The sequence below is a fragment of the Kaistella sp. genome, assembly GCF_041824135.1.
GTDB lineage: Bacteria > Bacteroidota > Bacteroidia > Flavobacteriales > Weeksellaceae > Kaistella.
Genome location: NZ_JBGZYM010000025.1, coordinates 1 through 22218 on the forward strand (window position 1 = coordinate 1; position 22218 = coordinate 22218).

The following is a 22218-nucleotide window of genomic DNA, read 5'->3' on the forward strand; positions in this document are numbered from 1 at the left end:
TTAGTAGCAACAAAAAGAACTTTTTTACCTGCAGAAGTGATTTTTTCTAAAGCTGAACAAGCTTCGTCTAATTTCACAGCTGTTTTATGTAAGTCTACGATGTGAATACCGTTTTTCTCCATAAAAATGTATGGAGCCATATTTGGATTCCACTTTCTGGTCATGTGACCGAAGTGTACGCCTGCCTCTAAAAGGTCTTTAACATTTGCTTTTGCCATGTCTCTTTTTTGTTTTTAGTTTACGTGCCGCTTTATGCAATCAACAATTTCTTTAGATGGGAGAAATGTTTGGGTGCTAAACTAACGGGGCATTTTTGATTAGATAATAAATACGAGATAAAAAATCTCCAACTTGGTCTCCAGTCGTTTTCTGTTTCCAGATTAACGTTTCGAGAATTGGAATTTCTTTCTTGCTTTTTTCTGACCTGGTTTTTTTCTTTCCACCATTCTTGCGTCTCTTGTAAGCAATCCGTGTGGCTTCAAAAGCAAACGGTTTTCTTCATTGATTTCGCACATAGCTCTAGAAATAGCTAATCTGATAGCTTCAGCCTGACCAGTAATTCCACCACCGAAAACATTCACAGTTACGTCATATTGACCAGCTGTTTCTGTTAACAAAAATGGTTGATTCACTTTGTAAACTAAAACGTCAGTTCCGAAGTATTCCTTAGAATCCTTTTTGTTTATTGTGATCACACCAGAACCTGGTCTCACATAAACTCTTGCAACAGAAGTTTTTCTTCTTCCAATTTTATGAACTATTGACATATTAATTATTTGAATTCGTTAATATTGATTACTTTCGGCGTTTGAGCTTCATGTTTGTGGTCAGTTCCTTCATATAAATAAAGGTTCTTAAACAACTGAGATCCTAATTTAGTTTTTGGAAGCATACCTTTTACAGATTTTTCCAATACTTTCAAAGAATCTTTCTTTTGAAGTTCTAGCGCAGTCATAGACTTTTGACCACCTGGATACCCAGTATGCCAAATGTAAGTCTTGTCAGCCCACTTGTTTCCAGAAAGGGTAATTTTTCCAGCATTCAAAACGATTACATTATCTCCGCAGTCTGAGTGAGGTGTAAAATTCGTTTTGTGCTTACCTCTCAAAATCTTTGCAACCTTAGAAGCTAGTCTTCCTAAAGGTTGTCCTTCAGCGTCTACCACAACCCATTCTTTGTTAGCGGTAGCTTTATTAGCTGAAACGGTTTTGTAACTTAATGTATTCACACTTTTTTCGTTTACGATTAAACATAATTTTCCCCAAAACGGGTGTGCAAAGGTATGAATTTTTTTTAATACAAAATAATATATGCAATTATATTTTTAGACAAAACTACGATCGTAATTCGTGCATTGTATTATTGCAAGTTGGCGTTTATTTTAATAGTCAAATTTAAAATCATCCAATCATGCTAACAATTTTTCCCTTATTAAATTTTAAAACATTTTTTCGATTCTAATATTCCCTTAAAATTTTTAAATTTTAATTGATATTTATAGTACGATATTATCTAAAAAAAAACCTTGACTTTTTTACAAGTTTCTATAAAATTACAAACGCGGTTATCATTACTAATGAGTGATTGGACGCTAGGGAAGAAATTGAATGCTCTTTTTATGGCATGCTAATTGGTAAAGAGAGACTAGTTATTTTTAACTAGTTTGCTATAATCGTGTATAACGAATGTAGTGAACGAGAAACACAATTCTTTATATGAGAGGTAGACATTGTCTGCCTTTTTTATTTTCGGAGTGAATTCATTTTATAAAAATCCCAAAACCTAATAGTCTATAAATGCAAGTCAGTATTTTGATGAACTGGAATTGCTGTTTTGAAATAAGTTTCTTCTTTTCTACGCAACAAAACGATTGTTTCATCTGTTATACTTTAAATAGTAATTTAATTTCAATTAAATTTGAATAAAATTATAAATGAAATTTTTCCGGATTTATTCCCTGTCCTTATTAATGACATTGCTACTTGGTAGCTGTCGCAATGAAACAGTTATTCCAGAGTCGGAAATTCCTAATCAACCCGTAGAACTTTTACAGCAACCTTACCAAACGCCTTATGCACTTTCTGTCTCCCAGAAATACATTTATGATATTGAAGCCGTTCCCGAAATTTCGCTGGAAATTTCAAAAGAAGAATGGAATAAAATTCTAAATTACTACGACCAGAATCCACAGAACGAAGAATATATTGTCGGCAAATTCGGTTTCAACAAAACTGGAACTGCAGAAAGTCTGGACAGCATCGGCGTTCGTTTGCGTGGAAACACCAGTCGCAGACGACCTGAAGGTTTCACGGGACAACAGCATAATTCTGTGAATCCAGATTGGAAACATGCAAGTTTTACAGTCAATTTTAAAAAGTATCGAAAAGCTCAAAAATTTCACGATTCAGAAAAATTAATTTTGAAATGGTTTAAGGACGATTCTAATTACGTTCGCGAAGTTTATTCTTATGATCTATTTGAAAGATTTGGCGTTTGGACTGCACCGCAATCTTCTTATTGTAAACTCACGATCAAAATTGCAGGTGATGCAAAGCCAGCCTATTTTGGAGTTTATCAAATGGTTGAACCTGTAGATGATACCTATCTTGCCAATCGAACTTCATTCTATAAAAGTACGACCGGAAATTTATGGAAAGCAAACTACGGTGCTGATCTCAGAAACACTTCTACTTCAGCTGATCGTATGGGAATTGAGAATGTAACTTTAACTTCCAATTACTCGCCAGTCTATGATTATAAAGGAAAGAAAAATAATCTGGAAAGCTCGAAGTCGCAGTTGGTCGATTTTATAACGCAGATTAATTCTAAATCTGGTGGAGATTTTCAATCTTATATTTCCTCAAAAATGGATGTCGATCTATTTCTGAAAACCTACGCAGTAAACGTAACACTAGGGATGTGGGATGATTACTGGAGCAACTCCAATAATTTTTACTTTTATTTTGACTCAGATGATAAGTTCTATTTTATTCCGTACGATTACGATAATACTTTGGGAACTTCTCTTTTGATGGTGGACTCAGGTTTGCAAAATCCTTTACAATGGGGCAAAAGTTCTGAAAATCCTTTGGTTGCAAAAATCTTGACAATTCCCGAATATAAAACGCAGTACATTCAGTATTTGAATGATTTAGTTGACAAGAAATATGATTTATTTTACACCACTTACAGCCAACAAAGAATCTTAAAGTGGCGAAGTAAAATTGCCAATTATATTTCTAATGATACAGGTGAAGATATGACCATTCAGGATTTACCGGCAAATTGGGGGAATCAATCCAGATACCGTCTTTTAAGCAATGATCAGAATAATTTTTTCTCTGTGAAAGCCAATTCAATTCCTAAAAATTAAATATTTTTCTATCTTCACAAATTAGTTTTAATCCAAAAATTACTATGAAAAAATTATCTCTATTCTTAATCTTGTTCTCCGTTTTATACAATGCTCAAAACCAAAGATTCATTTATGAGTATCACTTTGTGCGAGATACTTTAAATAAAAATGAAGTAAGCAAAGAGTTAATGTATTTAGATATTTCTAAAGATGGTTCGAAATTTTACAGTCGAGATGTTTTCGTAAGAGATTCTATGCGGATTGCAAAATATGAAAAAGAAATAGCCGCAACAGGAAGTATGAATTTTACAGGTATTGCAACTCCTCGTAAAAATGCATTGGTAAGCTATAAGGTTTTCAAAACATATCCAGCTTATAAAATTTCTTTGCAAACTAGAAACGGTAGCGACTCCTATAAAGTTTCGGATGAGAGAAAAATCGACTGGAAAATCTTACCTGAAAAGATGAAAATTGGCGAGTTCGAAGCACAGAAGGCAATTTCTTATTTCGCTGGAAGAAAATGGATGGCTTGGTTCTCTACAGAATTACCTTTTCAAGATGGTCCTTACAAATTTCATGGCCTTCCAGGATTGATCATCAAGTTAGAGGATGAATCAAAAACCCATCAGTATGAATTAAAGGCGGTTAATAAATATGTCGCAACTCAACCCAGACAATCTAAATTTGACGATGAAGATCCGATTAATATTACCCAGGAAAAATATAAAAAACTTTTTTGGGAATTAAGAGATGATCCTGCAAAAGCTTTTAAAGAAATGATGAGCAAAGGAAATATGGGTAACATGCAGGATGGTAACGGGTCTGCAGTTTCTGCTGCTGCAATGATAAAAAGAACCGAGAATATTGCGAAAGAATATCAAGCTAAAAATAACAACCTAATTGAACTTGATCTGTTAATTCGATAAAAAATTTATGTTACTTCCTCAAAGATTTCGTTTTTCTAAAACTCGCTAAAACATAGTACGCTACAAAAACCATTGAGAATTTGATGAGGGAAGGCACTGCCAATTCTAAATTGAAAATAAAATAGCCAATCACCATCAGCAATCCCATCGCTATAAAAGAGTACATTAATTTCTGTGGAAGCTCGAATTTTTCATCATCTAAAAAATAAGCAGTTCCCCAGGCCAGACCAAATGCGAAACCGTAGTACAGATCCAGTTCCCAACCTTGACTACCTAATAGAAAGTAGTTGAGTAGAAAACTGATTCCAGTTCCGGCGAATAAATAAAGTAGGGCTTTCTGCATAGCTGAAATATTTTTGCAAAACTAACCATTTTTAAAGTTTTAGCAATGAGGTGCGGAGACCGTTTCTGTAGTTTCTTTTCCGCATTGCTTCTTTCTATCGAATGAATACCTTTTTTCAACTTTCATATTTTAGAGAAAACCTTATCTTTGGAACAATCGAAATTATATTATGAATCAAGAAAAATATACGCCAAAAAATAAAGTAAGAGTCGTAACAGCCGCTTCTTTGTTTGATGGACACGACGCTGCTATTAATATTATGAGAAGGATGATTCAGGCCACAGGAGCTGAAGTTATTCATCTTGGTCATGATAAATCGGCAGAGGAAGTTGTTGACTGCGCTATTCAGGAAGATGCAAACGCAATTGCCTTGACTTCTTACCAAGGTGGTCACAACGAATATTTTAAATATATCTATGATCTTCTTCGTCAAAAAGGTGCACCTCAGATCAAAATATTTGGCGGCGGCGGCGGCGTAATTCTTCCCGAAGAAATCAGAGAATTAATGGAATACGGAATCGACCGGATTTATTCTCCCGATGACGGCCGTGAAATGGGATTACAGGGAATGATCAATGATTTAGTTAAAAAATCTGATTTTGCAACGGGAGAACATATTCAAGTTTCAGATTTAGATCAAATTAAATTTGAAGATTCTAAATCGATCGCAGAAGTTATTTCAGCGGTAGAAAACTTCTCCGATGAAAAACCAGAGTTGGTGAAAGCAATTGATGAAAAAGCAAAGGATTCTAAAATTCCTATTATTGGAATCACCGGAACTGGTGGAGCCGGAAAATCTTCTTTAACGGATGAATTGGTTCGTCGTTTTTTACGTTCAAATCCCGATCAGAAGATCGCGATCGTTTCTGTAGATCCTTCAAAAAAGAAAACAGGTGGAGCACTTTTAGGAGATCGTATCCGAATGAATTCCATTAATGATTCTCGCGTTTATATGCGTTCTATGGCGACTCGGGAAAATAATGTTTCGGTTTCTCCTTACATTCATTCCGCTTTAAATATTTTAAAATTAGCAAAACCGGATGTCATCATTTTAGAGACTTCAGGCATTGGACAATCTGGCTCAGAAATTACTGATATTGCCGATGTTTCCATGTATGTAATGACTCCGGAATACGGAGCTTCAACGCAATTGGAGAAAATTGATATGTTGGATTATGCCGACCTGGTTGTTCTTAATAAATCAGATAAACGTGGTGCCTTAGACGCACTTCAAGCTGTTCGAAAAACGTATCAACGAAATCACACGGCGTTTGATAAAACATTAGAAGAAATGCCGGTCTTTTCTACGAAAGCCAGTCAGTTCAACGATTACGGAACGACTGAATTATACAATGCTTTAATTAATAAAGTCAATGAGACTTTAGAAAAAGATCAAGGTGAAACTGCTCCGAAATTTAAAGAGTTTGTAGAACAAAATGTTTCAGATGATACTACGGTTATTCCGCCAAAACGCGTTCGTTATCTTTCCGAAATCGTAGAGAGCAATCATGCTTATGATAAAGAAGTTGAGCATCAAGCACTCATTGCGAAGAGAATGTATCTTTTAGAAGGTGCAAAAGTTCTCATTACTGATGATCAACATACGACTGATAAATTAGAAAAGGTTTTCCTTAAAACGAAGAAGGAATTATCTGAGGAAAATATCGCTTTCCTAAAAGGATGGCGCAATTTCAAAGAAGAAATGGCTGGAGATGCTTATTCTTATTTCGTTCGTGGAAAAGAAATTAAAGTAGAGACAAAATATGAATCTCTTTCTCATTTAAAAATTCCGAAAATATCTTTACCCAAATTTCAGGATTGGGGTGATCTTTTGCGTTGGAAAGGCCAGGAAAATGTTCCGGGACAATTTCCTTACACCGCTGGATTGTTCCCTTTTAAAAGAACGGGTGAAGATCCGACCAGAATGTTTGCCGGAGAAGGCGGACCAGAAAGAACGAACAGAAGATTCCATTACGTGTCCGCAGATATGGATGCGAAACGTTTATCAACTGCATTTGACTCGGTAACTTTATATGGACAGGATCCAGCGTTCCCACCAGATATTTACGGAAAGATCGGAAATGCCGGAGTTTCAATTGCAACTTTAGATGATGCGAAAAAACTCTATTCAGGCTTTGATTTGGTGAATGCCATGACATCGGTTTCAATGACCATCAATGGACCGGCTCCGATGATTTTAGCATTTTTCATGAATGCTGCCATCGATCAAAATGTCGAAAAATATTTAACGGAGAATAATCTTTGGGAAGCAGTTGAAGCAAAGTTAAAAGCAAAATTCGATGACCAAGGTTTAAAAAGACCTGCTTATGAAGGTGAACTTCCAAAAGGAAATAATGGTTTAGGTTTAAAATTGTTAGGAATTACTGGTGATGAGGTAATAGATACGGAAACGTATAACAAAATTAAAGCGCAGACTATTGCAACCGTTCGTGGAACGGTTCAGGCAGATATTTTAAAAGAAGATCAAGCGCAAAATACGTGTATTTTCTCGACTGAATTTGCGTTGAGATTAATGGGTGATGTTCAACAATATTTTATTGATGAGAAAGTAAGAAACTTTTATTCGGTTTCAATTTCTGGTTATCACATTGCAGAAGCGGGCGCAAATCCAATTTCGCAGTTGGCGTTTACGTTGGCAAACGGATTTACTTATGTGGAGTATTATTTGAGCCGCGGAATGGATATTAATGATTTCGCTCCAAACTTATCTTTCTTCTTCTCAAACGGAACTGATCCAGAATATGCGGTAATCGGTCGTGTTGCCAGAAGAATTTGGTCGAAAGCGATGAAGTTGAAATATCAGGCCAACGAAAGAAGTCAGATGTTGAAATACCACATTCAAACTTCTGGACGCTCTTTGCACGCACAAGAAATTGACTTCAATGATATCCGTACAACATTGCAGGCGTTATATGCGATTTATGACAACTGTAACTCGTTGCATACCAATGCTTATGATGAAGCCATTACAACTCCGACTGAAGATTCAGTAAGAAGAGCAATGGCAATTCAACTGATCATTAATAAAGAATTAGGTTTAGCGAAAAATGAAAACCCATTACAAGGTTCTTTCATTATTGAAGAATTAACCGACTTGGTTGAAGAAGCCGTTTATACCGAATTCGACCGAATCACTGAAAGAGGTGGAGTTTTGGGTGCCATGGAAACCATGTATCAACGTTCAAAAATTCAGGAAGAAAGTATGCATTATGAAATGCTGAAACATACTGGAGAATTTCCAATTATTGGAGTGAATACGTTCTTAGGAAAAGATGGTTCGCCAACCGTTTTACCAAGAGAGGTTATTCGTTCTACCGAAGAAGAAAAACAATTACAGATTCAGAATTTAGAAAACTTTCAGAAATCACACGCTGACAAAAGCGAACAGATCTTACACGATCTCCAGATCTCGGCTATCAACCAGGAAAATTTATTTGAAAAAATGATGGAGGCGGTGAAGTATTGTTCACTTGGACAGATCACTAATGCTTTATTCGAGGTAGGTGGAATGTACAGACGGAATATGTAAGCGAGTTATTTGAAGTTTTTCAATTTGCTTATTAACCAACCGTGTCAAGAATTCAAACCTTGACACGGTTTTTTTTTATATTTTTTAAAATTGTTAATGTGTGTTAAATCAAATAATTACCCCTGTTTTCTCAAAATCATTTTTTATCTTTAGCTTCTAATCTCTTAATTAAATAGAAAATTATGGAAAATACTAATTGTACCTGCAACTGCGAAGGTTGCAAATCGGGAAACTGTAAAAGTTGTACTTGCACGAATTGCACTTGCAAAGGTTGCACTTGCGAGAAGTAAATCATTACAACAAAATAATTGTCCAATATCTAAAGCCGCCAAGCTTCCGAAGCTTCGATGGCTTTTTTAATTCTTTCACAGAAACGTACATTTAAAAAATAAAAAATTTAAGAAATGAATATTGCCCTATCACAAGCTGAACAATTGATTTCAGCAGCAAAAGAAAAAGCATTAGCAATAGATTGCAAAATGAATATCGCCGTAGTTGATGCCGGTGCGAATTTAGTAGCGTTTGCCAGAATGGATGGAGCTTGGTTGGGTTCTTTGGATATCTCCATCAAGAAAGCCAAAACTGCCCGTTTTTTTGATATGAACTCCGGAGAAATAGGAAAACTTTCTCAACCTGGTGGTTCTCTTTACAATATCGAACATTCTAACGGTGGATTAATTACTTTTCCAGGTGGCGTTTTGGTTAAAAATGCACACGGTGAAATTATTGGAGCCATTGGCGTAAGCGGAAGCGCGGTAGAAAATGATCATGCCGTGGCAGAAGCTGGAGCAGCAGCAATTTAATTTTTCGAAATCTCAATAAATTTAAAGTCACTTCTATTTGGAGTGACTTTTTTATGGATACTAATTCGGTTTTGAAACAGATCATTTATTTTTCATTCTTTATATTTGACAAAACAGCGATCTCTTATGAATTTTAAATCTCTTTTCTTCCTATTAATTTTAACGACCACATTCTCCTGCAAATCTGAGGCAGAAAAAATTGCGGAACAAACTTCTACTCGAAATTCCTTGATCGATTCGACCATAAGTCGATTTCAAAAAAAATTATTAGCGCAACAGATCGATTCTGTATTTTCACAATATGACTTTAACGGTTCAGTTTCGGTTCTTAAAAATGATGAGGTTCTTTACCAAAAAGAGAGTGGTTTCGAAAGTTTTAAGCAAAAGAAAAAACTCGATAGCAGTTCGGTTTTTGCGATCGCATCTGTAAGTAAACAGTTTACCGCAGTTTTAATTTTGTTGCAGGAAGATCTAGGGAAATTAAATACGGAAGACCAAGTTTCAAAATACCTATCCGATTTTCAAAACAATCAATTGAAAAGTATTACCATTAAAGAACTGCTGAATCACACGTCAGGAATAAGCGATTTCGGCAGTGGGCTATTATCTAAACCCGGAAAAGAATTTCATTACTCCAATAAAGGATTTCGGCTATTGGGCGAAATTATCGAAAAAGTTTCAGGAAAATCTTATGACGAAAATGTAAGAGAGCTTTTTGAGAAAGCCGGAATGAAAAGTTCGTCGACCGCAAGTTCTTTTAAAGGTAAAAATTTAGTGAGCGCATTTACGGGAAACGGAAAAGATTTTCATGAAGTTGAAAATATGCCCAAGCGACTTGCTAATGAATCGATCAGCGTTCCTGCTGGCGGAATCTTGTCAACCGTAAATGATTTGCATCGATGGAATACAGCTCTGTATCACGGCCAGCTTTTAAAACCCGGATCATTAAAGAAATTCGCTGATAAATCAGCAGATCGCAATCATCAGATTCTCGGTAAAATGGATTATGGTTTTGGGATCATGATGAACGTCGGGAAACCAGTTGCGTACTTTCATACGGGTTATGTGAAAGGCGCGCCGTCGCTTTTAATTTATTATCCTGAAAGCCAAACTTCCGTAGTTATTCTATCCAATATTGCAGACGAGGTAAGAGGTAAGAATTCTATTTTTAATCCGCACAAAGAGATCAAGCAAATTACAGATGCGATTCAAAATACGGTCATTGATTTACGGAAAGAGATGATTAAAACGACGATGCCAGAATAATCGCCATTACTCAATAAATATAAATCCGGTACAGAAATGCATCGGATTTAATCTTTTTACTTTATTCAGTGAAACGCCATTGCGATCGTAATTTATACAGTCAAAATTTTTTAACTTTTTGCGTCTTTGCGTTCAACTATTTCTTCTAAGTTGATTTTAAAACTCAAATTCACCAATCAAAATTCCATGACTATTTCCTTCTTTAGATTTTTTCTGATTTTGAAAAACTACTAATTTTCTTTCCTGTTTTCCAGTTGCGTAATTGATGTAAATCTCAGCCATAATCGCAGTGGGCCCAGTTAAAGTCACTTGGGTTTCGCCATAGAAATTCGTTTCTATTTTATATTTTCCTTTGATGGCTTTTTTCAAAAGAAATTGTTCAGGTCCGAAACCTCGTGTGAAATCGGTGCTTAATCTTCCGCCACTTGCGGTCTCTTTATGAGAATACATACATTTCTCGCCATTCGGATCGGTGATCCAAAGATCGATATCGGTATTGTCTTTATTCCAGTTCAGCACGACTCGAATATTTACTGGCAGATCAGCAATCAGTTTCGGATTGATCGCACTGATATCTAATTTGTTCCTATTTCTGGAAATCAATTCGTTGAGTTCCATGATGATCGTTTCTTCAATTCCGTTGTCGCGTTGTGCGATTTCTTGGGTGTAGGATTTGTTGAGGATTTTATATAAATAATCCAAGGCTTCTTGCGGTTTGCCATCATCTTCCAAAGCCAAAGCATAATCCCGATAACTTTGCGGATCCATCGGTCTCCAATCCAGAATTTTCCTAGCGATCCAAACCTGCTTGTCATTAATATTCTGTTCTTTTAGTTTATAAACCAATAATTTATAGAGTTCTTCATTTTCAATATCCAGATCAGCAATCGAACTTAAAACTTTTAAACCCAATTTTTTATGATTATTTTGAAAAAGTAATTTTGCGACATCAAAATAGAAAGTTGGCGTTTGAATATAAGTTTTTCTTTGTATTAAATATTGATTGTAAATAGTTTCAGCCGTCGTCAGTTGTTCGAAAGACTTCATATACTCCTGGTCAGATTTTACATCGATCGTCGTTATTTTTCCTTTTACGGTGTTTTCCATTTCTTTCTCCGATCTGTCTTCAGCTGCCATTCTTCTTTCCGATCTTCTAATTCCACTCGCAGCTACAACTACTTCATCAATACTATCCGCTCGAGAGCTGTCAACTCTGATACCTGCCACTTCTGCTTGTAGAATATTAGAATTTCTACTTGGTGTTGGAGAAGAACTAATCATTACATCCACACTAGGTTCCTGATTTTCATTGACATTATTTGGTTTCGGATATTTTTTGACCTCTTTAAAATCCGTATTCCACCATTTCTTCAAAGTCTCCGTCATCTGTTCTGCTTTCTCCATGATATTGGTCATTCTCGCATCTCTTTGGTCAAGATTTCTTTTAATGATTCGATCATATTCTGCTCTCAATTCTTCCGGTGGAAAAATTTCGTAACGCGCATAATCTTGTACGTTTTCCAAAACAATTAAACTTGTATTGTTAGTTGCGATGCCGAATTGCTTACCTAGATTTTTAATTTCTTCCTTGTTTTGATCTTCAAAAAGTTCTAGTTCTGAAATCTTTTTTTGTGCCCAAAATTTAGAAATATCCCAATCTTTCGTAGTTTGATCATCTGCATTTAAAGTGATTATTTTTTCTTGAGTTGGCTGATTTTCATAGCCGAAAAGTAAAGTGACCGTAGTTTTTGCTTGATTCGTAATTCCAGACAAAACCAAATTATTATCAATGGTCTGTGGAAGTCGCGGATAAACTTCACTTAAATTGGGATTGTCTTTAATTCCTAGAAATTTCAAATTTTGAAAAAGCAACTTTCTAACTTCTCTCTGAGGCGAATTTTGATTAATGTTTAAAAGTTCACCACCCGTTTTTAAACTGATGAATTTCATTTGACTGAAATTGGCTTTCGTGGAAGAAACAATGGTGTAAACTGGTTTGTTTAATGTCAAATTCAAATCTCCAAAAGTAGAAAGTCCGTCAGAAAATAATAAGTATTCATCAACTTTCATATTTTTTAACTGACCGAAATCTGTTCCGCCGTCATACGTCAGATTGGTTAAGAAGGTTTTTAATTCTTGCCAATTTCCATTATTGATTTTAAAAGTTTTACTTTCTTCGAATTCATTATTGAGTAGTGCTAATTTAACAGTGGTGTTTTTCGCCACTTTAAAATATTCATCAAGTAATTCAGATTCTTTCACGTGATCGCGCTGCAAGCCACTCAAAGAATTGTCCCAAATAATTCCGATGGTTTCAGGCATTTTCTTCGGTACTGAAGAAGCGTTGATGGGAATATTCGCCAAGAAATAGAAAGTGTTACCGCTCGCATTTTGCATCATTGCTGAACTTTCATTCTGATTTTGTGGTAAGTTAATTCTTAAATTTCCTGAAGTTTTATAATTCGTTTTGGTAGTTTCTGCTACCCAAACATTTCCGTTTTTCACTAAATTGAAACTTCCGTCTGGCTTTTCTTCTAGTTGAGGCGTATTGATATTTTCAAAAACCGTAGTCTTTAAAGTAAAGGAAGGAATTGCAGTTTTGTAATCCAATGGTAAGAAATATTGAAGATTATTTCCCGATTTTTTTAATTCTTGATTGTACGTTATTTGAACCGTTCTTTTGCCGTTTGCGGTAATCGGATAAATTCTGGTTCGGAAATTATTTCCTTCTACTTTTTCTAAAATTCCCGGATCAACTCTTCTTTTCTCAATACTTTCAAAAACTTCTTTAGCTTTTTCTTTTTCTACTGGAACTGCATTACGCAACTTTCCGTTAATATCTAAAGCATAACCACTTACCGAAACATTTTCTGGCAGCGGAAAAGTCAATCTTCCTTCCAATATTCGATTGGAGTTATTTTTAAAAACCATCGTGGCAACTGTCGTCGAAATGTTTCCTGTGATCTTTACATCATAGTTCAAGCTTTGAAGAACGACGTCATTTGTAACTTTATAATCGCCGTTTCTAACTGGAGTTTCGAGCACTGGAATTTGAGCAAAAAACAGATGGGATAGAAATAGAAGTAGGGCAATAGGAAATATTTTTCTCATCTCTAATGGGTTTGTGATTTGATGGAGGACATTCTATAAAGTTAAACTTTTTTTATTTCCTAAATTTAATAATGAAAAATCCGATACAGAAGTGCATCGGATTTATTTTTTGAATCAATCTTCTTAAATTAACAAGATTGATAGTTTCTGATTTTTCTAATGGACTTCGCACGATCAGTTAACATAAAGAAGAAATAAAAAGTGACTGCAGTTTTGAACAAGATACTTACTATGGCGGCAACAAAATACTCGGCAGAAAATTCATGAATTCCATTTACAAAATCATGTATAACTTTAAATGAGTTGGTCGGCAGTCTAGTAAATGTTCCAAAAATACCCAATAAAATATAACATAGAAAAATATTGAGCAGTTGATTGTAGAAGTATCTTTCTGCTCGGGTTCGCTGTTTTTTGATACTTGAAAAAATATAGATTATTAGCATACCCATAATTGAAAGTCCTGTCAATAGGTAAATTAATATATTGGTGATAAAATAATGATCTCTTAGGAGTGTTTTTGCGCTAACTAATTGAAAAATAAGTAGTAGAAGTGCTGCTATTATTGACTTTTTTGCAAATTTTCGATTGGTTTCTTTTTGAATTTCTTTTACGATTCTTGGCACTTTACCAAAAGAGAAAAAAGATTTTTTCACCATTGTGAATTCTTTTTGCCAACTAACTTGAACGTCTATGAATGCCTCTTCAAAAGAAACATTGTTTTCTGCATAAAGTGATTCAATTTGATTCTCTATATGATCCTGAACCTCCAATAAAATATCGGTCGGAAGGTTTTTAGAAATAAGATAATTCCGGATTTGAGATTTTTGGGTTGAATTGATCATTATAATTTAATTTTAATTTGTTTATCAACTTTTTCAAAGGCGTTTATATATTTTTTCAAATACAGTGAACCTAAAATCCAACCCCAAATGAAGATGTTTTCTAAGACGATATAAGCCAGGTTCCTGAGTGTAAATTCATATTCATCGATCACATTTATCAGGCCTGTAGTGTATTTTTCGTACCGTTCTGAATAATTAAACAGATTGAAAATAACAATATACATAGACGAAATTAAAAATAGGGTAGTGCCTCTTTGATAAATGCTTACATTCGTTTTAAAGTTAGTATTAGCACTATTAATCAATTTAAAATTCTTAAAATAAAGACTAGCACTAACGACCAATATGGCAATATAAATTACGAACAAAATGTTTTTTGTAACCTGTGGAATAAAATATGTTAAAATTAAAATTAATATAAATAAAGGTAGAAAATAATACAGCGATTGCTTTAGCAAATCGTAAGAAATTTTTCTTACAGAGTGCAAGTGAATCCGCGTAATTGCTTTCCAAGACAGTAAGGGATAAATACTATGCAAATCATATTCCCAAGTTTTTTTCACTTTATTAAATGCGAGATAAAAATCTTCATTTTCTCCCAATTCCGCCTCTACCTGAGAAAGCATATGATCGCGAAGCTCCAACGCTAAGTCGATAGGGACATTTCGATCAATTATATACTGGAAAATTTCCTTTTCATTTTCAGAGTTTATCATTGTTCAAAAATGGTATTAAGGTTAAAAAGATAACTTTTCATTTCAGATTCTTCGGTCAATTGTTGCTTTTTTCCTTTTTCTGTGAGCAAATAATATTTCCGATTTCGACCATTGACGTTCTGTATTTCCGAAAAAATGACCCCGTCGGTTTCCAGTTTATGAAGAATTGGATAGAGTGCACCTTCAGTCATAAGAAGTTCGCCTTTAGTCAATTCTTTAGCACGTTGGGTCATTTGATAACCGTACATCTTCACTTCTTTCACCAACAGTTTAAGGATGATATTTTGTAAAGTTCCTTTATAAAGTGCGTTTTTTTTCATTGGTAGAATTTAATACCTAACAAATGTATGTATAAGTTTCTTATGTATGTGTATTACTTTTATCTTTTTTACTGATGTAGTAAAATTCTATTCGTTAACAGCTTATTCGTGGACGATGGCTAAATTTTTTGCTTACTAAAGGAAGGAAAATTTCACGCACTTATTAAAAAATTCCCTTTTATTAATTAAAATTTTTATTCACAAATAAATATTATTTATAACATAGTTCCTCTAAATGAATATCTTTGCATCTTAATTTAAAATATGACCAAAGAACACGAAGAAAGTATAATTCACGATCTTAAAGACTGGAAAAGCCTGATCAAACCTTACGCTTCTCCTGAAACAAAGCTCGCCTGGAAACAAATTTTCAATACGATTTTACCATTTATAGGTGTATTTATTACCGCTGCGATTGTGTACGATTATTCACGTATTGCTACTGTAGTGATCTCAATCATTGGTGGACTTTTCTTAACCCGAGTATTCATAATTCAGCATGATTGTGGACATCAAGCCTTCTTTCCGGACCGCAAGAAAAATGACAGAACTGGATTTATCACCAGCTTTTTAACCTGTATTCCCTATAAATACTGGGCAAGATCACATAATCATCATCATGCTCATCAAGGGCAACTCGATACTCGGACTATTGGAGATGTAAATCTTCTAACGGTGAGAGAATATGAAGCACTTTCTAAGTCTGCCAAATTTAAATATCGAATTTATCGCTCATTTCCGGTGATGTTTATCATTGGTCCGGCGTATTATATTTTCATTCATAACCGTATTCCTTTTATCACTTTGAAAGGTTGGGATAAGGAAAGAAAGATGCTGCTTTTAACGAATCTTTATTTGGTTTTGTTTTTCGCAGTGGTAGGATTAATATTGTGTTTACCCAATTTTGACCTGGCTTACGGTTTCAAAAAATTAGCCTTTATATATGTTCCTATTTTATTGACGTTCGTTTTTACGGCTATTTGGTTTTTCTATATGCAACATCAGCATAACCCGAATTACAAATCCTGGAAAAAAGACTGGGAATATGTTTTGGCTGCAATTAAAGGAAGTTCGTATTATAAACTACCTGCCATTTTAAATTTCTTTACGGGAAACATCGGTTATCATCATCTTCATCATTTGGCTCCAAAAATTCCGTTTTATAAATTAAAAAAATGCAGTAATGAAAACCCTGTTTTTCAGAAACATGTTTCTGAGATTACTTTTTGGGGAAGTCTGAAATATGCGTTTTATACGCTTTGGGATGAAGAAAACGATCGTATGGTAAAATTTTCGCAACTGAAAAAAATTCGGGTCAAATCGTAATAGTCTAGATTTTACTTATGTTATCTTTGCACTGATGGTAACAGAAAAAATAATTTTAGGGATCGATCCCGGAACCGCAATTATGGGATTCGGACTGATTTCGGTGAAGGGAAATAAAATGGAATTAATCGCCATGCACGAATTAATTCTCAAGAAATATCCCAATCACGAAACGAAACTGAAATATATTTTCGAAAGAACTTTATCGCTCATTGATGAATATCATCCTGATGAGGTTGCCTTAGAAGCACCTTTCTTCGGAAAAAACGTACAATCGATGTTGAAGCTGGGTCGAGCACAAGGTGTCGCTATGGCCGCTTCTTTATACCGTGATGTTCCGATCACCGAATATTCTCCTAAAAAGATTAAAATGGCCATCACCGGAAACGGAAATGCCAGCAAAGAGCAAGTCGCTGGAATGCTGAAGTCGCTTTTAAATCTTAAAGAATTTCCAACCAAATACTTAGATGCTTCCGATGGTTTAGCGGTTGCCGTTTGTCATCATTTTAATTCTGGAAATTTAACAACTGACAAATCTTACACCGGTTGGGATAGTTTTCTAAAACAAAATCCAGATCGACTTAAGTAATCTAACTCTTTAATTTTCAGTGTTTTTATTTCAAATTATTTAGAAAATTGCCGTGAATTATCTATTGGAGTAACACTTAATATAAATTTGTTCTGTTTCTGTCACCAATTTTTTGTTTTTCCTAGTTAATTGGGACAAGACTGTTGATTGAGACAGTTCCAACTAAATGTTACTCCTCCATTTGTTGAAGTATAGATCTTTAAACAATCTACTTGTTCATCGTAAACAAGCATTCCCTCTACGGGATTAGGGATAGCGTTTACTTTCGCTGTAGTTGAAATACGGTTGACTACAAATCCTTTAGACTTTGATTCCAAAACGGTCCATGCACCTTTTCTGACCATCGGCCAATTGTCAGAGTTTTGTGCGCCAGCTCTGCCTAAGGAGGTGATGCCATGATTGGTGTCCAGAGTGGTTCCACTTGTGGCTGCTGGTCTGTAGCAAAATTCTGCTACACTGATGATAATGGTCGCTTGGTTACTCAGTAAGTTTGCGGTATCTCTGATGGTGTAATTTACGCTGGTTGCATTTCCTGTAAATCCATTAACTGGTGTGAACGTGAAAACTCCACTATTATCCACCGCCCATGTTCCTTGCCCTGCAAGTGTGAATCCTTTTATTAATCCGCTGGTGGTGATAATATTTGTAGCTCCAACTGGCGCAATCAGGTTTATTGAATTGGGAACAACATTACCACTATTTGGATCTACGTCGTTTGACGATATATTTACAGAAACTGCCGTATTTTTTTGACCTGCCAAAGTATTGTTATACGCGATCGGAGGTTGATTAATCCCGAAGTTTTGACCGGTGAGTGCACTGCTACCTACCGTAACTGATAAGCTGTTGCTCGTATTTCCAGCAGTATTTCCCACGACAAAAAAGCCGGGTGGAGTAGTCATTTCTATGGTGTACTGACCTCCTGCAATATTAGGGAAAACATAAGTGCCGTTTGAAGCGCTGGTCGTATTACCTATCGTATTTCCTAAGTTATCTATCAATTTTACAGTGGCTCCCGGATAAACAGTACCATTAGGTATTCCTGCATCATTGTCATTAAAAATAGTTCCGCTGACTGAAACTTTTAAAACGATTGAAGTGGTGTTAAATGCAATGAAAGCCGCATCACTTTGTCCTGAGAATTTCTGCACTAATTTTGTGACTTGGGATATATTACCCGGCGTAAGTCCAAGTTCTGACCAATCAAAAGCAAGTAGGCGAAGTTTTCTGGCAGAAGTGTTAGAAACCCCTGTATTATAAACAGGTGGATTGGCTACATTATAAAATTTCCAATCTGCATTTCCAATATCATTTATAGTTCCAAAGTTTACAATATACTTATTACCAACAGTGGTATCGGTAGCATTAGTAAAATAGTACTCATCTAAAACAAGGCTAATATCACCAATCTGGGTAATGACAACATCTGGAATACCATCGCCGATTGAACTGGGATTAATACTGGTGATGTCATAAGCAATTACACCCGAAGTCGGAAAATTGAAAATTCCCGTTCCTAAGTCTAATCCATTGATACCATCCATCAGGTATTTGACCAAATTATTTTCTACCGGTACTGGATTAACATTTCCAACACCACCATAATTTAAACCAACCCCAATAAATGTATTGCTGCCGGGAGGTGAAGTGAAAAAAGTAGGGAAGGCTTTGTACTCTTGGGGCGTGTAAGCAACACTGTTTGTTGCAACTAATGCATCATTTACACCAGTGGAATAAGTGGTTTCATTCCATGTAAAAGCTAAGAGGTTGTGACTGTTATTAGGTTTTATGGGGTTCGGAGCAGTTGAGGTGCCACTTGCCCAAAAACTATTAAAATCAGTATATACTTTTGTGATTGCAGTTTGCGAGTATGAGAAAAGGCTCATTAGAAATAATCCTAAAGCAATTGTCTTTTTTAACATTTTAATTTATTGTTCTGTTTATAAGCATTTAAGAATCGATTTTACCGGAATAAAGAAGCTTGAAGTAAAATTGAGCATCATCTTCATGAAATATTAATTAAGGTTTCCAGAAAGACCAAACATTACCATTGAAAACGGCTACCTGACGATTATCAGTATCGTAAACAATCATTCCTGCAGCAGGGTTTATAATGTTCAAATGGGGACTTGCGACTTTGGGTAGAATCATGGCTTTATCATCATCCGTTAAAACGAGGATCCCCGGAGCGCTGTTGGTTGGAGTTCTTTTTCCAATCGTAGTTTCAGCGGAAGGAAGTTCCGTTAAAGCGTTTTGTAAAGTCGTGTCAACTGCGCCAGTATTGTCTATGCTTAAGTCAAACCAGGCTCCGTTTTTTTGGTACTTTACTTTTTTGTCAGTAGTGTCAAAAATCAAAGTCCCATCAACAGCACCAGCCACTGAGGCGCTTGAAGTTACCCAAGGTAAAATCAAACCTCTGTTTGCTGAGCCGAATTCTAGGGAAACAGATGAATTAGTAATTGATTCTTTTCCGATAGCAACTTGTGCATAAACTGAAGAGAGTGTTAATGATAATAAAAGAAGATACAGTTTCTTCATATTGATATAATTATAAAAGGATTTCTAAATTGGTGTAAATTTTACTCCTCCGGAAAAACGTTAATTGAGTGATCTTCCTTTTTTTTAAATGATTTCTTGAAATACAGTTCTTTCTCAATTTAATACGGTGGTTTTTAGCAATCGCCAAAGATACCAAAATGATATGATTTTGTGATTTTTTTTACTGTACTTTTTTAATCATTCTTGAAATGCTTTTTTTGTGAATTTAAATCTCCAGCAGTTCGCTAAATTCCAACGATGTCATTGGTTAGTTTGAACTAATTATTTTACTTTTGTAGCTTGCGAATAGAAAAGATAATATAATTATTTGTTAGAATTTTAGTAAAGTTGCTTTATTATTGAAAAGAATAACTGCTTATTTTCGAATAAAGCGAAAATATTTAAGAGTCTGTTTAAATTTGCCACAAAAAGAAATTCTCTCTTTTTCCCCGACCGTAAAGGGTGGAAGATATCTTAAAAATTAATCAAAATTACGCTCTTTATGAATTGGGAAAATTAATTTTGATGAATTTTAAACTGGCTCTACCAAAGAAAAATCCGATGCTTCATAAAACATCGGATTAATTTTAAAATTAGAAAAAAATTACTCTTTAATAATTTTTTGAGTCAGAATTAAGTTTTTATTCTCATAAACTTTAATGATATAAGATTGTGGCAAAAGTCCATCTACATTAACCGAAATTTCGTTTGCAGATAAATTTTGAACTCTTGGGTTTCTTAAATTTCTACCTGCAGCATCGTAGATTTCAACGGAAATATTTTTCAAAGTTTTGGATTCATCCTTGATGAAAATCTGCGATTTGGCGGGATTAGGATAAACCTGGAAATTTCTTTGTGCAGAATTCACTTCAATTGCGGCCAAAGTTTTATTGATCGTCCAACTAACAGTTGCTACGTGCAATGTTGCGTGGTTATCTACTTTCAGTAAACTATTATTGTCTGTTACTGAAAAAAGAACGGTGTTGGTACCCATATTGAAATTGGTTGGAGACAGCGTCAAAGCACTGGTTGTTTCAGCTTGTGAATTTCCGTTCAAACTCCAGGAGTTAACCAACGAATTCGGAATTGGAAGAATTGCATTCACGTTGAAAGTAATTGGTCCCGTCAAATTTATAGATCCAGCATTACTTGGGGTAAAGGAATCAATTGGATTTTGCAAAGTGTGAACTCTTTCGATCAACTGTTGTTTACAAACAGAGCAGAATTCACGGTCGAGGTACCGCATTTCGCAATTTTCATGAGGTCGGAACCAGGTTGGACTTTCTGTATATGGGAAAATATCAACACTATTCAGACCGATCCAGTTTTTCCATTTGTTGGTTACAGGATTGTTATTTTTGGTTTTATTAGGAGATTCACCACTTCCGGAAAACCAATATTCATCGGCTAATTTCCCGAAAGAATGTCCCAGTTCATGTACGATAATTTCCCTTGCGTTCGGATGATTGGATGAAAAGGCATAAGTTCCACCACAACCACCATATTCAGTAGAGTTTCCGAGAACAAAAGCAACATCAAAATCGGGAACATTACTTGCCAAAACATTCGTAACTTTATTGGTGCTGTTGGAATAGACACATCTGTGCACTCCAACGTCGAAGGTGGTGCCAAGGAAATTATCAGGATTACTTACGGGGAAAACAGGCTCGGTTACATCAGTGGCGGTGCCGGGATGTTTAACACCGGATTCTGCAGAAATTACTTTAACTGCATAAACGTTAAAATAATTTTTATACTGATTGAAAGGTGACTTATTAAAAATATAATTCACCAAAGTGGTAGCATCTGCAACGAAATCTCCCTGCTGTCCGGCAGTGAAACCATCTCCCAAAATAACCATATTGATTCTCTTGTCTCTCGGTCCATTTTCTAAAATAGGAACGGTTTCAAAAACTTGTGAAATGCACATTTGGCTGATCAGCAAAAAGAATAGAATTTTTTTCATGATTTAAAGTGTAAAAGTTATTAAAGAGTTTTTAGAGTTTGGTGTTATTTTTTCAATTTTCACCGACGAGATTTCTCCTTTCTGATTAAAGCGAACGCTAAATTGACCTTTGGTCAATTGCAGTTTATTTTTGCTGAGTCCTTCCTCTGCGTAAACTTCAAGAAGAGGATTTAAAGGATCTTCAATAATTCTTTCTTCTACTACTGCTTCATTTTTTCCAAGCAAAGAAATAACCAGATTTCCCGCAGTCGAAGGTTTGTTAACAATGGATCCGTTCTTTAAAAATCCTTCGGTAGTTTTTGTGTTGGTTAATGTTACTTTTTCTAAACCATTACTATCTTTTTCGATTTCAAAAAACAGATATACAATAGCGTTTTCACCTAGTTTTGTTGAAGGTGCGGTGGTGGTAGAATACTGGGACGAAGAAGATTGAGTGTCGCAAGAACTTACTAATAAACAGATTGCGAATAATAAAAAGAGTCGGGTCATCATTTATAGTTTTAACACAAATTTAATTTATTTTAGGTTATTATAGTTTTTATTTTTATGTATTTGTTTTAAAGAAGC

At 35.1% G+C, this 22218-nt stretch carries 19 protein-coding genes; 7 read left to right on the forward strand and 12 right to left on the reverse strand.

Annotation, left to right across the window (positions count from 1 at the left end; all coding sequences use genetic code 11):
* The 3 genes from rpsB to rplM form a co-directional block, all read right to left on the reverse strand.
* The coding region (rpsB, locus tag ACEYOS_RS02555) for a 30S ribosomal protein S2 (protein ID WP_373797492.1) at positions 1-218 on the reverse strand (218 nt) is incomplete at its 3' end.
* A 162-nt stretch (positions 219-380) separates the two neighbouring features.
* Positions 381-767 (reverse strand): 30S ribosomal protein S9, encoded by a 387-nt coding sequence (gene rpsI / locus ACEYOS_RS02560; RefSeq protein WP_305520138.1) that lies wholly within the window; start codon positions 765-767, stop codon positions 381-383.
* A gap of 5 nt (positions 768-772) precedes the next feature.
* Positions 773-1228: a 50S ribosomal protein L13 gene (gene rplM / locus ACEYOS_RS02565; RefSeq protein WP_373797493.1), complete on the reverse strand. Its 456-nt coding sequence runs from the start codon at positions 1226-1228 to the stop codon at positions 773-775.
* Positions 1229-1933: 705 nt separating this feature from the next.
* On the opposite strand from rplM, the gene ACEYOS_RS02570 reads away from it, so the two are divergent.
* A complete protein-coding gene (locus ACEYOS_RS02570; RefSeq protein ID WP_373709845.1) occupies positions 1934-3373 on the forward strand; it encodes a CotH kinase family protein in 1440 nt (479 codons plus the stop codon).
* Between the two features lie 44 nt (positions 3374-3417).
* Positions 3418-4281, forward strand: coding sequence for a GLPGLI family protein (locus tag ACEYOS_RS02575; RefSeq protein WP_373797494.1), 864 nt, complete (start codon positions 3418-3420; stop codon positions 4279-4281).
* Positions 4282-4291: 10 nt separating this feature from the next.
* Here the strand turns inward: ACEYOS_RS02575 and ACEYOS_RS02580 are convergent, their stop codons facing one another.
* The gene (locus ACEYOS_RS02580) at positions 4292-4624 is read right to left on the reverse strand and encodes a hypothetical protein (protein WP_373709847.1); all 333 of its coding nucleotides are present in this window, start codon (positions 4622-4624) and stop codon (positions 4292-4294) included.
* Positions 4625-4793: 169 nt separating this feature from the next.
* Here ACEYOS_RS02580 and ACEYOS_RS02585 point away from each other — a divergent pair, with 169 nt between their 5' ends.
* The 3 genes from ACEYOS_RS02585 (at position 4794) to ACEYOS_RS02595 (ending at position 10243) form a co-directional block, all read left to right on the forward strand.
* On the forward strand, positions 4794-8174 hold the full coding sequence (locus ACEYOS_RS02585; protein WP_373709848.1) for a methylmalonyl-CoA mutase family protein: 3381 nt from the start codon (positions 4794-4796) through the stop codon (positions 8172-8174).
* 404 nt (positions 8175-8578) lie between these two features.
* Complete coding sequence (locus ACEYOS_RS02590) at positions 8579-8977, forward strand: heme-binding protein (protein WP_373709849.1); 399 nt, start codon at positions 8579-8581, stop codon at positions 8975-8977.
* A gap of 126 nt (positions 8978-9103) precedes the next feature.
* Positions 9104-10243, forward strand: a complete 1140-nt coding sequence (locus ACEYOS_RS02595) for a serine hydrolase domain-containing protein (protein ID WP_373709850.1) — start codon at positions 9104-9106, stop codon at positions 10241-10243.
* A 156-nt stretch (positions 10244-10399) separates the two neighbouring features.
* Here ACEYOS_RS02595 and ACEYOS_RS02600 read toward each other — a convergent pair whose 3' ends face one another.
* The 4 genes from ACEYOS_RS02600 to ACEYOS_RS02615 form a co-directional block, all read right to left on the reverse strand.
* Positions 10400-13354 carry a VIT domain-containing protein gene (locus ACEYOS_RS02600; RefSeq protein WP_373709851.1) on the reverse strand — a complete coding sequence of 985 codons (2955 nt, stop codon included), beginning with the start codon at positions 13352-13354 and terminating at the stop codon, positions 10400-10402.
* A 128-nt stretch (positions 13355-13482) separates the two neighbouring features.
* Positions 13483-14196, reverse strand: coding sequence for a hypothetical protein (locus ACEYOS_RS02605; protein ID WP_373709852.1), 714 nt, complete (start codon positions 14194-14196; stop codon positions 13483-13485).
* Positions 14196-14912 carry a hypothetical protein gene (locus ACEYOS_RS02610; protein WP_373709853.1) on the reverse strand — a complete coding sequence of 239 codons (717 nt, stop codon included), beginning with the start codon at positions 14910-14912 and terminating at the stop codon, positions 14196-14198. The genes ACEYOS_RS02605 and ACEYOS_RS02610 overlap by 1 nt, the downstream gene beginning before the upstream one ends.
* Entirely contained in the window at positions 14909-15232 is a 324-nt protein-coding gene (locus ACEYOS_RS02615) for a PadR family transcriptional regulator (protein ID WP_373709854.1), read from the reverse strand. Before ACEYOS_RS02615 ends, ACEYOS_RS02610 begins: the two co-directional genes overlap by 4 nt.
* A gap of 264 nt (positions 15233-15496) precedes the next feature.
* Here ACEYOS_RS02615 and ACEYOS_RS02620 point away from each other — a divergent pair, with 264 nt between their 5' ends.
* Together ACEYOS_RS02620 and ruvC are read left to right on the forward strand one after the other, a co-directional pair.
* Positions 15497-16558 carry a fatty acid desaturase gene (locus tag ACEYOS_RS02620; protein ID WP_373709855.1) on the forward strand — a complete coding sequence of 354 codons (1062 nt, stop codon included), beginning with the start codon at positions 15497-15499 and terminating at the stop codon, positions 16556-16558.
* Positions 16559-16592: 34 nt separating this feature from the next.
* Entirely contained in the window at positions 16593-17147 is a 555-nt protein-coding gene (gene ruvC, locus ACEYOS_RS02625; RefSeq protein WP_373709856.1) for a crossover junction endodeoxyribonuclease RuvC, read from the forward strand.
* A 125-nt stretch (positions 17148-17272) separates the two neighbouring features.
* Here the strand turns inward: ruvC and ACEYOS_RS02630 are convergent, their stop codons facing one another.
* The 4 genes from ACEYOS_RS02630 to ACEYOS_RS02645 all read right to left on the reverse strand — a co-directional run bounded on the left by ACEYOS_RS02630 (position 17273) and on the right by ACEYOS_RS02645 (position 22143).
* Complete coding sequence (locus tag ACEYOS_RS02630) at positions 17273-19069, reverse strand: SdrD B-like domain-containing protein (protein ID WP_373709857.1); 1797 nt, start codon at positions 19067-19069, stop codon at positions 17273-17275.
* Positions 19070-19166: 97 nt separating this feature from the next.
* Complete coding sequence (locus tag ACEYOS_RS02635; protein WP_373709858.1) at positions 19167-19685, reverse strand: hypothetical protein; 519 nt, start codon at positions 19683-19685, stop codon at positions 19167-19169.
* A gap of 604 nt (positions 19686-20289) precedes the next feature.
* Positions 20290-21651 carry a M64 family metallopeptidase gene (locus ACEYOS_RS02640; protein ID WP_373709859.1) on the reverse strand — a complete coding sequence of 454 codons (1362 nt, stop codon included), beginning with the start codon at positions 21649-21651 and terminating at the stop codon, positions 20290-20292.
* A 3-nt stretch (positions 21652-21654) separates the two neighbouring features.
* Positions 21655-22143 (reverse strand): hypothetical protein, encoded by a 489-nt coding sequence (locus ACEYOS_RS02645; RefSeq protein WP_373709860.1) that lies wholly within the window; start codon positions 22141-22143, stop codon positions 21655-21657.
* Between the last annotated feature and the right edge of the window lie 75 nt (positions 22144-22218).